Annotated in this window: 14 protein-coding genes; 8 read left to right on the top strand and 6 right to left on the bottom strand. The window is 72.5% G+C overall.

What is annotated here, in order from left to right:
• Positions 1-37: 37 nt before the first annotated feature.
• From ABZ939_RS13155 to ABZ939_RS13135, 5 genes are all read left to right on the top strand, one after another.
• Positions 38-910, top strand: a complete 873-nt coding sequence (locus tag ABZ939_RS13155) for a DNA-formamidopyrimidine glycosylase family protein (RefSeq protein ID WP_361852824.1) — start codon at positions 38-40, stop codon at positions 908-910.
• Between the two features lie 22 nt (positions 911-932).
• Positions 933-1688, top strand: a complete 756-nt coding sequence (locus tag ABZ939_RS13150; protein ID WP_361852821.1) for a LytTR family DNA-binding domain-containing protein — start codon at positions 933-935, stop codon at positions 1686-1688.
• Between the two features lie 103 nt (positions 1689-1791).
• Positions 1792-2211, top strand: a complete 420-nt coding sequence (locus tag ABZ939_RS13145; RefSeq protein ID WP_361852818.1) for a hypothetical protein — start codon at positions 1792-1794, stop codon at positions 2209-2211.
• 15 nt (positions 2212-2226) lie between these two features.
• A complete protein-coding gene (locus ABZ939_RS13140; protein WP_361852816.1) occupies positions 2227-3966 on the top strand; it encodes a cation acetate symporter in 1740 nt (579 codons plus the stop codon).
• Complete coding sequence (locus tag ABZ939_RS13135; protein WP_361852813.1) at positions 3963-5180, top strand: histidine kinase; 1218 nt, start codon at positions 3963-3965, stop codon at positions 5178-5180. Before ABZ939_RS13140 ends, ABZ939_RS13135 begins: the two co-directional genes overlap by 4 nt.
• Here ABZ939_RS13135 and ABZ939_RS13130 read toward each other — a convergent pair.
• From ABZ939_RS13130 to ABZ939_RS13120, 3 genes are all read right to left on the bottom strand, one after another.
• Complete coding sequence (locus tag ABZ939_RS13130; RefSeq protein WP_361852810.1) at positions 5162-5668, bottom strand: hypothetical protein; 507 nt, start codon at positions 5666-5668, stop codon at positions 5162-5164. The genes ABZ939_RS13135 and ABZ939_RS13130 overlap by 19 nt on opposite strands.
• Before the next feature lie 206 nt (positions 5669-5874).
• The gene (locus ABZ939_RS13125) at positions 5875-6288 is read right to left on the bottom strand and encodes a PaaI family thioesterase (RefSeq protein ID WP_361852807.1); all 414 of its coding nucleotides are present in this window, start codon (positions 6286-6288) and stop codon (positions 5875-5877) included.
• 4 nt (positions 6289-6292) lie between these two features.
• Positions 6293-6862: a sigma-70 family RNA polymerase sigma factor gene (locus tag ABZ939_RS13120; RefSeq protein WP_361852805.1), complete on the bottom strand. Its 570-nt coding sequence runs from the start codon at positions 6860-6862 to the stop codon at positions 6293-6295.
• A 261-nt stretch (positions 6863-7123) separates the two neighbouring features.
• Between ABZ939_RS13120 and ABZ939_RS13115 the strand changes: the two genes are divergently transcribed.
• Together ABZ939_RS13115 and ABZ939_RS13110 are read left to right on the top strand one after the other, a co-directional pair.
• Positions 7124-8311 (top strand): CapA family protein, encoded by a 1188-nt coding sequence (locus ABZ939_RS13115; RefSeq protein ID WP_361852802.1) that lies wholly within the window; start codon positions 7124-7126, stop codon positions 8309-8311.
• An 85-nt stretch (positions 8312-8396) separates the two neighbouring features.
• A complete protein-coding gene (locus ABZ939_RS13110) occupies positions 8397-9293 on the top strand; it encodes a polysaccharide deacetylase family protein (RefSeq protein WP_361852799.1) in 897 nt (298 codons plus the stop codon).
• A gap of 60 nt (positions 9294-9353) precedes the next feature.
• On the opposite strand, the gene ABZ939_RS13105 is transcribed toward ABZ939_RS13110, so the two are convergent.
• A complete protein-coding gene (locus ABZ939_RS13105; protein ID WP_361852796.1) occupies positions 9354-10013 on the bottom strand; it encodes a class F sortase in 660 nt (219 codons plus the stop codon).
• 380 nt (positions 10014-10393) lie between these two features.
• Here ABZ939_RS13105 and ABZ939_RS13100 point away from each other — a divergent pair, with 380 nt between their 5' ends.
• Positions 10394-10972, top strand: a complete 579-nt coding sequence (locus ABZ939_RS13100; RefSeq protein ID WP_361852793.1) for a hypothetical protein — start codon at positions 10394-10396, stop codon at positions 10970-10972.
• A 131-nt stretch (positions 10973-11103) separates the two neighbouring features.
• On the opposite strand, the gene ABZ939_RS13095 is transcribed toward ABZ939_RS13100, so the two are convergent.
• A complete protein-coding gene (locus ABZ939_RS13095) occupies positions 11104-11661 on the bottom strand; it encodes a hypothetical protein (RefSeq protein WP_361852791.1) in 558 nt (185 codons plus the stop codon).
• Between the two features lie 196 nt (positions 11662-11857).
• Positions 11858-12622, bottom strand: coding sequence for a hypothetical protein (locus ABZ939_RS13090; protein ID WP_361852788.1), 765 nt, complete (start codon positions 12620-12622; stop codon positions 11858-11860).
• Positions 12623-12855 lie beyond the last annotated feature (233 nt).

Raw genomic sequence — 12855 nt, 5'->3', positions numbered from 1 at the left:
GCGCGCGTCCGGACGACCCGTGCGGCAGGGTGGAGCCATGCCCGAACTGCCCGAGGTGGAAGCGCTGCGAGAGTTCCTCGACGAGCATCTGGTGGGCAAGGAGATCGCCCGCGTCCTGCCCGTCGCGATCAGCGTGCTCAAGACGTACGACCCGCCCCTGAGCGCCGTCGAGGGCGCCGCCGTCACCGCGGTCGCCCGGCACGGCAAGTTCCTGGACATCACCACCGAAGGCGAGGCAGGCGAACTCCATCTCCTCGTCCATCTGGCGCGCGCGGGCTGGCTCCAGTGGAAGGACCCCCTGCCCTCCGGGCCGCCGAGCCCCGGCAAGGGGCCGCTCGCCCTGCGGACCGCGCTCACCGAAGGCGACGGCTTCGACCTCACCGAGGCGGGCACCACCAAACGCCTCGCCGTCCACCTCGTCCGCGACCCGCAGGACGTGCCGGGTGTCGCCCGCCTCGGCCCCGATCCGCTCGCCGACGACTTCGACCTCGCCGCGTTCACCGCCCTGCTCACCGCGGAACGGCGCCAGATCAAGGGCGCCCTGCGGGACCAGAGCCTCATCGCCGGCATCGGCAACGCGTACAGCGACGAGATCCTGCACGTGGCGAAGATGTCCCCGTTCAAACCCACCCAGAACCTCACCGAGGAGGAGACCGCCGGACTCTACGAAGCCATGCGCAGCACCCTGCGCGAGGCCGTCGAACGCTCCCACGGCGTGGCAGCAGGCAAGCTCAAGGCCGAGAAGAAAAGCGGCCTGCGCGTCCACGGCCGGACCGGCGAGCCCTGCCCGGTCTGCGGGGACACCATCCGCGAGGTGTCCTTCAGCGACTCCTCCCTCCAGTACTGCCCCACCTGCCAGACCGGCGGCAAGCCGCTCGCCGACCGCCGCCTCTCGAAGCTCCTGAAGTAGCCCCTCTCGTAGACTCCGCCGCATGGTGCGCGTACTGGCCGTCGACGACGAAGAGCCGGCCCTCGGCGAACTGCTCTACCTCCTGCGAGCCGATCCGCGGGTCCGCAGCGCCGAGGGCGCCACCGACGCGACCGAGGCGCTGCGCAGGATCGGCCGGGCCCTCGACGCCGGGCCGGACGGCGACGCCGCCATCGACGTCGTCTTCCTCGACATCCACATGGCCGGCCTCACCGGCCTCGACCTCGCCCGGCTGCTCGCCGGCTTCGCCCGGCCACCGCTGATCGTCTTCGTCACCGCGCACGAGGGCTTCGCCGTCCAGGCGTTCGACCTCAAGGCCGTGGACTACGTCCTGAAACCGGTACGCCGCGAGCGGCTCGCCGAGGCCGTCCGCCGCGTCCGCGAGCTGGTCCACGCCTCCGCCGCGCCCGCCGCCCCGCTCACCGCGCCCGAGCAGATACCCGTCGAACTCGGCGGGGTGACCCGCTTCGTGGCCGTCGACGACATCGCCTATGTCGAGGCCCAGGGCGACTACGCCCGCCTGCACACCGACGAGGGCAGCCACCTCGTCCGCATCCCGCTGTCCACGCTGGAGGAGCGGTGGGCCGACCGCGGCTTCGTCCGCATCCACCGCAGCCACCTCGTCGCACTCGGCCGCATCGACGAACTGCGGCTCGACGGCGGCGCCACCTCCGTCCGGGTCGGCAGCACCGAGCTCGCGGTCAGCCGCCGCCACGCCCGCCAGCTGAGGGACCTGCTCATGCGGCGTGCCGGCGGCTGACCGGCCGGTTGTCCTCCCGTACGAGCGTGGCCCGGCGCCTCTACCCCACGTCAGCGCCGCTGCGTAGACTCCGTGGCCTGCCCAGCCCCTGCGAGGTCGACAGATGACGGAGCGGACACCGACGTCCGAGCAGCCACCGGCGCGCCGGCCCCGGCGCGAGACCGTCACGCACGCCTCCGCCCTCCGCGCCGGCGCCACGGGCGTCCCCCCGCAGCCCTCGCGCGGCCGTCCGCCCGGCCATCCGCCCGCCCGCTCCGAGATCAGCGAACAGACCACCCTCGGCCACACCTATGTACGCTCCCTGATGCGGAGCCAGCTGAAGGCCGCCCTCACCGCACTCGGCGCACTCGCCCTCCTCGTCGGCCCGCTGCCTCTGGTCCTCGCCCTTCCCGCACCCGAGGCCGTCGTCTGGGCCGCCCTCGGCATCGGCGTGTACCCCGTCATCTGGGCCGTCGCCCGCTGGTACGTCCGCCGCGCCGAACGCAACGAACGCGACTTCACCGGCCTCGTCGAGGGCCGCTGACCGCGGGGGCCGGACGTGAACCACACCTACGCGGTGGCCGCCGTCACCGCCGTCGTCCTGGCGACCGTGCTCATCGGCGCCCTCGGCCTGCGCGTATCCCGCACGACCTCCGACTTCTACGTCGCCTCCCGCACCGTCCGCCCGGGCCTCAACGCCGCGGCCATCAGCGGCGAGTACCTCTCCGCCGCCTCCTTCCTCGGCATCGCCGGGCTCGTCCTCGTCCAGGGCCCGGACATGCTCTGGTACCCCGTCGGCTACACCGCCGGCTATCTGGTCCTGCTCGTCCTGGTCGCCGCCCCGCTGCGCCGCTCGGGGGCGTACACCCTCTCCGACTTCGCCGAGGCCCGGCTCGAGTCCCCGCCGGCCCGCCGGCTCGCCAGCCTCTTCGTGGTCGGCATCGGCTGGCTCTACCTCCTCCCGCAGCTCCAGGGCGCGGGGCTCACCCTGGAGATCCTCACCGGAGCGCCCGACTGGGTCGGCGGCCTGCTCGTCGCCCTCGTCGTCACGGGGATCGTCGCCGCGGGCGGCATGCGCAGCATCACCTTCGTCCAGGCCTTCCAGTACTGGCTCAAGCTCACGGCCCTGCTGGTGCCCGCCCTCTTCCTCGCCGCGGCCTGGTTCGGCGACGACACGCCCCGTGCCCGCTTCGACGCACCGGCGGTCTTCCGCGAGCACACCGTCGTGCGCGTCGCCGACACCGTACGGATCGAGGTCGACGCCCCGCTCACGCTCACCGTCACCGGCCGCGTCGACGCCACCGCGTACGAGCGGCGGACCGTCACCCTCGACGAGGGCGCCCACCGCGTCGAGGGCGGCACCGAACTCGCCTTTCCCGCGGGCGCTCCCGTCCCCGCCCGGGCGTCCACCGGCGCCGATCCCCTCGGCTGGTCCCAGCCGCTGGCCGGCGGGCGCGACGGACACCAGCTGTACGCCACGTACGGGCTGATCCTCGCCACCTTCCTCGGCACCATGGGCCTGCCTCATGTGGCCGTCCGCTTCTACACGAGCCCCCACGGCCGCGCCGCGCGCCGGACCACCCTGGTCGTCCTCGGCCTGGTCGGCGTGTTCTATCTGCTGCCGCCGGTGTACGGAGCCCTCGGCCGGATCTACGCCCCCGAACTGGCGCTCACCGGGGCCGCCGACGCCGCCGTGCTCGTCCTGCCGGACCGGATGCTCGGCGGAGTGCTGGGCGACCTGCTGGGCGCGCTCCTCGCCGGCGGCGCCTTCGCCGCCTTCCTCTCCACCGCCTCGGGGCTCACGATGTCGGTCGCCGGCGTCCTCACCCAGGACGTCCTCCCGTCCCGTGGCGTACGGCACTTCCGGCTCGCGACCCTGCTCGCCACCGCCGTCCCGCTGACCGCGGGGATCGTCGCCTCGAAGGTCCCGGTCGCCGACGCCGTCGGCCTCGCCTTCGCCGTCTCCGCCTCCTCCTTCTGTCCGCTGCTCGTCCTCGGCATCTGGTGGCGGCGGCTCACCCCGCCCGGCGCCATGGCCGGACTGCTCCTCGGCGGCGGCTCCGCGCTCGCCGCGGTGATGGCGACCCGGGCCGGACTGCCGGGCGAGGGCTGGCCGCACACCCTGATGGCCTGGCCGGCGGTCTGGTCGGTGCCGCTGGGCTTCGTCACGATGATCCTGGTGTCGCTGGCCACCCCGCGCCACATCCCGGCCGGCACACCGGCCCTGCTCGCCCGGCTCCATCTGCCGGAGGAGATCGGCGGCCGGACGGTGTCCCCGCGGGAAGGAGCGGAACGATGACCGGGATCGCCCTCGCGGCGGCGGCCGCGGTGGGGGCCGTGCTGCTGGCGGCCGGCTTCGTCCTCGGCCGGCTCGCCGCCCGCCGCGGTGCCGCCGACCTCGACCTCGGCACCCCCGTCGAACGGGCCACCTTCCACACCCTGCACGCCGCCTCGCTCGCCGCCCCGCCCCTGCGCGGCGGGCTCACCGAGGACAGCGCGCGCAAGGCCGTCCGACGGCTGCGCTCGCTCCTCGGCACCGAGGCGCTCTGTCTGACCGACCGGTCCGCCGTCCTGGCGTGGGACGGACCGGGCGAGGGGCACCACCGCGAGCACGTCATGGACCAGGTCGCCGGAATCCTCGATTCGGGACGCAGCAGGTCGGAACACACCGGCTGCGCCGACGTCGCCTGCCCGCTCCGCTGGGCGGTGATCGCCCCGCTCACCGGCGAGGACGGGGTGCTGGGCGCACTCGTCGCCTACGGCTCGCGGGAGTCGGCCGTGCTGGTGCGGGCCACGACCGAGGTCGCCCGCTGGGTCTCCGTACAGCTGGAACTGGCCGAGCTGGACCGCTCGCGGACCAAGGTCGTGGAGGCGGAGATCCGGGCCCTGCGCGCCCAGATCTCGCCGCACTTCATCTTCAACTCCCTCGCCGCCATAGCCTCGTTCGTCCGCACCGACCCCGAACGCGCGCGGGAGCTGCTGCTCGAGTTCGCGGACTTCACCCGCTACTCCTTCCGCCGGCACGGGGAGTTCGCCCAGCTCGCCGACGAACTGCGCTCCATCGAGCAGTACCTGGCGCTCGCCGGGGCCCGCTTCGGGGACCGGCTCAAGGTCACGCTCCAGATCGCGCCCGAGGTGCTGCCCGTCACCCTGCCGTTCCTCTGCCTCCAGCCGCTGGTGGAGAACGCCGTCAAGCACGGCCTCGAGGACAGCGTCCACGTCTGCCGGGTCACGATCTCCGCCCGTGACGCGGGCGCGGAGGCCGTGGTCGTGATCGAGGACGACGGTGTGGGCATGGACCCGGCCGTCCTGCGCGCGATCCTGATCGGGGAGCGGCCCACCGGCTCCGGGATCGGCCTGTCCAACGTCGACGAGCGGCTGCGCCAGGTCTACGGGGCGGAGCACGGCCTCGTCATCGAGACCGGGGTCGGTGCGGGGATGAAGGTGACGGTACGGATCCCCAAGTACCGCTCAGGGGTGCACCGTACGGCTCCTCAGCCGCCCGCACCGTAGAGATGCAGGGCCAGATGGCCGAGCGGGAGCCCCAACTTCCATGCGGGGAGCCACACTTGATCCGACTCGTCGACGGGGGGAGCGAATCCGGCCGACGGCAGCCCGCCCAGATCGGCCGCGCGCAGCTGCGTCGCCTCGAGGAGGCGCCAGGTCTCGCGGGCCATGGCGAGGTCGGGGCTCTCCTCACCCGCGCGGCCCCCCGCGGCGAGCCGCTCCCGGACCCACTGCGGCCAGGGGTGGTCGTAGGCGGTCCGGGACAGCCACTCGTCGATGAGGCCCGCGGACCAGGCCCCGGAGGGGGCGTCCGGATCGGCGCAGAGATGGATGGTGAGGGCCAGCGTCTGCCGGCCGGCCCGATACTCCAGGGTGCCGGGCGCGACCAGACACCCCGTGCGGAGCAGATCGTCCGCGGTGAACTCGGCACACAGCCAGGCCATCGGGACGGCGAGCCCGCCGCCGCTGGTGCCGTTCGTACTCTCGGGCAGCAACGCTCCCACCTTCTCCCGGACGTGTCGGTCGGCGACCCCCCGAAGACGAGCCTCCACCGAGGAAGACGCGCGTGGGTCGCTCTTTGCTCAACTCGCCCGTGTGGTTTGGGATACGTTCCTCCGCCGGATCGGTGCCGGTGGGAGAGGTGGGGACACGGGGGACGTCCGGGGAGGGTGGGGCGGGCGTGGTGGCGGGATCGGCGGTCTCAGCCGAGGAGCGCGTACACCGCCGTCGCGTGGGCGGCGGTCTCGTCCGAGCCCTCCGCCGTCATGGTGATGTCGGCGAACGCCATCCGCTTGCCCGCCTTGGTGAGCCGGGCGCGGACGAGGACGTCCGCGCCGAGCACCGCCCGCTGGAAGCTGATGGACTGCTGCACCGTCGTCATCGGCACGAAGCCGCCACGGGCCGCGGCGACCGCGATCACGGTCGCCGTGTCGGCGGCGGCCATCAGTGCCTGACCGGAGAGGCCACCGCCCTCTCGGGCGAGCCGATCGGACCAGGGGAGGCGCAGGACCGCCTCCTGTCCGTCGAGAGAGACCACCGAGAGCCCCAGATCGAGCACCCAGGGGGCGAAGTTGTCGGCGAGTACCTTTTCGGCAGCGGCGAGAGTCAGCGTCACGCGGTCATTGTGCGGCCGTGGCCCTCGGGCGGGCAACGGTACGGCGCCCGGGCCGGTAGCCGGGCAGACAGTGCCCGAGCTGCCGCAGCGCGTAGTGGGAGCGGGACTTGACGGTGCCGGCCGGGATACCGAGATCGGCGGCTGCCTCGTTGACGGTCAGGCCGTGGAAGTAGAGCCGGACCAGAACCGCGCGGTGCTCCGGGCTCAGGCCCCGCACGGCAGCCCGCACATCCACGGCGGCGACCGCGGACTCGGTGGCGTCGGCCGGGTCGGGGGTCGTGGCCAGCATCCCGTCACCGATCTCGGTGGGCCGCGCGAGCCGGGAGCGCCGGGCGTCGATGGCCAGGCGCCGGGCCACCGTGAACAGCCAGGGGCGCATCGACTCGTAGGGACCGTCGAACGCCTCCGGGTGCAGCCAGGCGCGGACCAGCGTCTCCTGCACGAGGTCCTCGGCACGCTGCCGGTCGCCGTAGGTGAGGCCGAGCAGGAAGCCGAGCAGGGCGGGGCCGTGCTCTCGCTGCAGCTCCGCGAGGGCCCGCTCGTCCGTCGTCGCCGTCGTCGTCGCCGTTGTCATGCTCCACACCTCTCCTGCCGGCTCCTCGTCCCGGGGCGTATACGAACGCATGTGGGCGGCAAGGGACAGGGACCGCGCAACTGTCTGCGACGAGCGGTCGCACCGAGCGGCGAATGGTGCGGCGAACGGTCGGCCGGAGGCTCTTCGTCCGTTTCGGCAGGTTTTGGCGGTTTCTGCGGCTTTGACTCTTGACTGCGGCTTATATGCCCTGTGAATTCATCTGGACAGATGTTCATCGGACTAATTGGGCGGAGTCGGCAGATGACCCAGCGTACGAGACAGGGAACGGTGGCCCTCGCCGTCGTCCTGCTGACGGCGGCGGCCGGCTGTGCCGGCGGCGCCCGCACTCCCGGAGCCCCGTCCGCGCCACGCGATGGGGGCGGCCCCTCGGCGGTCGGCGGCGCGGCCTCGGCCCGGACCGGCTTCACCGTCGTCGCCTCCGGCGACGTCCTGCCGCACGCCTCGATCATCCGCCAGGCCGCCGCCGACGCGAACGGCCGGGGGTACGACTTCCGCCCGATGCTGTCCGGCGTGAAGAGCGTGGTCTCCGGGGCCGACCTGGCGATCTGCCACATGGAGACCGTGTACGGGCAGGAGGGCGGGCCCTACACCGGCTACCCCGCCTTCAAGTCCCCGCCCGAGGTCGCCACCGCCCTCAAGGAGACGGGCTACGACTCCTGCTCCACCGCCTCCAACCACAGTCTGGACGACGGCGCCGCCGGTCTCCGCCGTACCCTCGACGCCCTCGACAAGGCGGGCGTCCGGCACGCCGGTTCGGCCCGCACGGCCGAGGAGGCGGCCCGCCCCACCCTGCTGAAGGCGGGGGACGCGACCGTCGCGCAGCTCGCGTACACCTACGACACCAACGGTTACCCGCTGCCCGAGGGGCAGCCGTGGGCGGTCAACCTGATCGACGAGCAGAAGATCATCGCCGACGCACGCGCCGCCCGGAACGCCGGCGCCGATGTGGTCGTGGTCAGCATCCACTGGGGAACCGAGTGGCAGACGGCCCCCGACAACCGCCAGCTCACCCTCGGCAGGTCTCTCACGGCCTCGCGGACCGGCGACCGGCCCGACATCGATCTGATCCTCGGCACCCACGCCCATGTCCCGCAGGCGTACGAGAAGGTCAACGGCACCTGGGTCGTCTACGGCATGGGCGACCAGATCGCCGGTGACATGATCAACCACGGGGGGGCGTTCGACCCACGGGGCAACCAGGGCACCCTCGGGCGGTTCACCTTCACCCCGCCCACCGCCCCCGGCGCGCGCTGGGAGGTCACCAGGGCCGAGTTCCTCCCGCAGTGGTTCGACACCGGCCGGGGACGGGTGGTCGACCTCAACGCCGCCATCAAGCGGGGCGAACCCCTCACCGCCGTACGCGACACCATTCGCGATGTCGTCCTCGAACGCGGCGCCGCCCGGGACGGTCTGGTGATGGGGGAGTAGGCGCCCATCGGCTCAACGGGTGTATTCGGGCGGACGGCCGGTGTCGATGAGGGGCACCGGCCTTCGGCCATGCGAGCTATTAGTCATGAAAACGGATCAGATGCCCACCGGGCGGCGGGCCGTGCTGCGCTTCGCCGCCGCCCTCGGGGCCACAGTCACGGTCGGAGTCCTCACGGCGGACCGCTTCGGCGCGCCGCCGAGCGCACCGCCGAGCGTTCCGCCGGGCTCCCCGCCGAACGCGCCACCGGACCTCGCCGGAGGCTCCGCCCCCGGTACCGGATCCGCGGCGGGCTCGCAGGCGGGCGCCCGGCTCGGGCCCTCCTCGTACCGGCTCCAGCCGATGACGGCCTACGCACCCCCGGCCTTCCGCAAGGCGATGCCTCCGGTCCGGCAGCGGCCCTTCCTGAAGATGTCCGGTGTCGGCCGCTCGATGGTGCTCACCTTCGACGACGGGCCCGACCCCCGTTACACCCCGCAGATCCTCGCCACCCTGCGCCGCTACGGCTGCCGGGCGATGTTCTTCGTCTGCGGCGAGATGGTCGCCGAGAACAAGGACCTCGTACGGCAGATGGCCGCGGAAGGGCACGTGGTCGGGAACCACTCGTGGTCCCACCCGCTCATCCCCAAGCTGCGTCCCTCCCGGATCCGGGAGGAACTGGGCTCCACCAGCGATCTCGTCGAGCGGATCCTGGGCGCGCCGCCCCTCTGGTATCGCGCCCCGTTCGGGGCCTGGAACCGGCACTCCTTCGAGATCGGCGCCGAGCTGGGCATGGAACCCCTCGCCTGGACCGTCGACACCCTCGACTGGAAGGAACCGGGCACCAGCAGCATCGTGCGCCGCGTCCTGGACGGAGCGGCGCCCGGTGTCGTCGTGCTCTCGCACGACGCGGGCGGAAACCGCACGCAGAGCGTGGCGGCCCTCCAGCGCTATCTACCCGAACTGCTCGACGCGGGCTACAGCATCACCGTCCCGCGCCGCTGAGCGGCCCACCCACGGAGAAGGCCCCCGGACTCCGGGGGCCTTCTCCGTACGCCGTGCGGCTCAGCGCGAGCCGACCATCCGGGCGTACACGACGACATTGCCGTCGTAGCCGTGCGCGCGTGAGTAGCCGCCGCCGCAGGTGATGACCCGGAGCTCGGGTTCCCCGGTGTCGCCGTAGACCTGGACGCCGGGGAAGTTGTTCTTGGCGTACACCTCGACGCCGTAGATCTCGAAGACGGCGACCCGGCCGTCGTACCGCTCCACCTCGATGTGCTGGCCCTTGTCCAGCGAGCCGAGGTTGTAGAAGACCGCCGGACCCGCCGCGTTGTCGACGTGTCCGACGAGGACGGACGTGCCGCGCTGTCCGGGCGCGATGCCGTTCTGGTACCAGCCGGCCAGGTTGGGGTCCTCCGGCGGCGGCGCCGCGATCCAGCCGTTCCCGTCGAGGCCCACGTCCATGAGGGGGGCCTCGACCCTGATCGTGGGGATCCGCACCCGCGAGGCCTGGGCGAACGGCAGCGGTTCCAGACCGTGGGGTGCGGTGGGAGGAGCCCCGATCAGGCGGGTGTCGGGAGCCGCGGCGGCCGCCGGCTGCGGCGGGCCGAGCTCGACGTCGACTCCATTGCGCATCATCGCCAGGCCGGACAGCATGACGAGAGCGAGGACGCCCCACGGTTGGCGTCTCCTCCGCTCAAAGACGCTGAAGTCCTTGGGGCTCATGGTTCTCCCTTCGTGGCGTCGTCAGAACGGTAAGGGTGACGGGCCGGACCGGCGATCAGGGAAAGGCGAACGGGTGGCGGCCGCGGTCCGGGCCGTGTGGCGGCCGTCCGGTGCACGCCGGGAGCTCAGTCGTACCTCAGAGCGGGGCGGGTGACGAGAACGATGACCCGAACGAGTAATCATCGGATAAGCCTCCTGGTGGCCCGTGACCTGCGGCTCCGTCAGATCCACGGGTCCATTCCCCGGCGTGTCGCCTCACCGGGGTGGACCAGTGCCGAGATGCGGTGATTGTCGGCACTTGTGATGGTTCGTCATGGAAGGCGTACTCGTCGAATTTCCCGGGGCACCGCTTTGGGGCGTCTTCCACTGGAGGTTCAACCATGCGTGCTGCACGCACTCTGGCGGTGACCGCCACCGCGATCGCGGCGGTCGGGCTCGCGGCCCCCCTCGCCGCCGCCACCCACGGTCCCAGCAGTGTCACTGTCGACTCCTCTGCGGTCCAGCAGGGAGGTGACGGGCGAGGAGGTGACGGGCGAGGAGGTGACGGACGGGGAGGTGACGGCTCCCGCAACGTCACCGTCACCCCCTTCGCGGTCCACCAGGGGTCGACCCTCACGATCACCGTCAGGGGCTGCGCCGCGGGCACCGTCTCATCCGCCGCCTTCCCGACGGTCGCCCTTTCCGCGCCCTCCGGCGGCGTCTCCAGCGCCGTCGCCCGCATCCACAACAACGCCACGCTCGGTGAGCACACCCTGACCGTCAACTGCACCAGCCCCAACCAGACGTTCACCCAGCGCTTCCGTGTGCTGGCCGGTACGGGCGCGCAGGGCGGTATCGGCGGCTCGCTCGCCCCCAGCTCCACGGAGATGGCCATCGGCGGTTCGCTCGTGGCGGCGGCCGCGCTGGGTGGCGGTCTCTTCATCGCCCGTCGGCGCCGCCTGGGTGGCGCGAGGGTCTGACCGGTCGAACCTCCCGGTCGGCCGTCCTCGTACCCCCCCCGAAAAGCCCGTCGCCCCCGAATCCTGTGGATCAGGAATCGGGGGCGACGGGCGTGTGCGGGGGGTACGGGGGAGACACCGTCCCCTCCACGTCAGTGACGTCGGCCCCGGTCGAGTGACCGGCGGCGTACGACGAAGACGGTTCCGGCGGCCGCGGCGACGACGAGTCCGGCGCCGGTGACCAGCGTCGCCGTCTCGAACCCGTCGACGGAACCGCCGACACCGCCCTGCACGCCGCGCGGGGTGGTGAGGACGGTGGAGCTGATCGTCGGGGTCGCGGTGGTGCCGCTGATGGTCAGGTTGACGGTGTCCGTGATGCCGCCGGTGCAGTTGAACGTGACCGTGTAGACGGCACCCCGCTTGGCGTCCAGGTCCACCAGGGCGGTGGCCGAGGATCCGGGGGCGATCGTCACCGTGTCGAAGATGCCCGACGAGGCGATCGCCGTACTGCGGCAGCCGGGAGCGCTGAGCGTCACCCTGCCGCCCGGCGCGACCAGCGAGGGCGTGACGACGAAATCGCCCGGCGCCTTCGCCCGTGGCGCCTTCGGGTTCGGTGCGGGAGCGCCGTCCGCCGCCGAGGCGACGGGAACCGCCAGCGCGAGGGCGGCCGCCCCCAGCACGGCGGCGGACGCGATACGTTTCGCGCGCATGGTGAATCCTCCGGGTCCCCGAGGAGCAGCTGCGGAAGAGGTTTCCGCACATGGCCAGACATGCACCTCGATGCCCGAAACGCTAAGAGCCCTTTATCACAGCCGCGATCCCAGACGGGCGAATGGGGCACGCGTGTCCCCCGTCCGGCCCACATCGCGTGTCGCCCGGGTTCAACCCCTGGGGTAGGCGCGCGCCCTAGCTCGTGAGGTGTGGGAAGAGGTCGGTGAACGGTGTGGCCGTCGCCGAGATGCCGCGTCCGAAGGGCGCGTCGAAGTCCCAGATCAGGAAGAGCAGAAAGGCGATGAGCGCGCTGAACAGGCCGGCGAGGAGCAGTTCACGGCCGGTGCGCCGGATCTGCAGGGTGAAGATCAGGCCGACCGTCACCAGTGCTCCGATGATCAGGCCGAACCACACCACCCCGGGCATGGTCGCCCCCGCGTTCTGGCCCCGCGCGCCCCGGGTGTCGTCCACCACCGCCACCTGGTCCACGAGCGGCTGATACGCCTGCCCCTCGTGGTCGTCGGCCGGCCGGTAGTCGGTCACGCTCCGGCGCACCTGCTCCAGAAGCCGGGTGCCCTCCTCGCTGAGCTCGCCGTGCTCGGACATGTGGTGCCACTCCTCGTCGACCACGTACGAGACGTACGCGTCCACATCGGCGCGGATCCGGGTCCGGACGTCGGCCGGGTACACCTCGACCCGGGCCGAGATCTCGTGCAGTGCCTGGGCCTCCTGGCGCACGGTCTCCTGGGCCGAGCCGCGCGCCTCCCAGACACCCGCGATGGCGAGACCGAGCACGATCGCGTAGATCACGCCGATCATCATCGTCATGTACTCCATGACGTCCGGGGTCTCGGTGGGATCGTCGTCGTCGGGAACCCTGCGGTTGTTGATGACGACGATGGTGAGGACGACGGCGCAGGCGGCGGCCATCGCGATGGTCAGGACAAGCCATTCGGACATGGGTTTCCTCCGTCGGGGCTCAGCGGGAGCGGGGGCGCAGAATCGCGGTCGCGAGCACCGCGGGGGCGGTGACAAGCAGCATCATGGACACGAGCGAGGGGCCGCCCTTGGGCTCGGGCCGCGAGGCGCGGCGATAGGCGGGCAGGGCGACGGGGGTCGGGGTCGGCGAGCGCAGGCGCGGCGGTGGGGCCGGGACCGGGGGAGCGGGCGGCGAAGGGGCTTCGGACGCCGGT

The organism is Streptomyces sp. NPDC046712, from assembly GCF_040645695.1.
Classification (GTDB): Bacteria; Actinomycetota; Actinomycetes; order Streptomycetales; family Streptomycetaceae; genus Streptomyces.
This window is presented reverse-complemented; position numbering and strand designations above follow the sequence as displayed.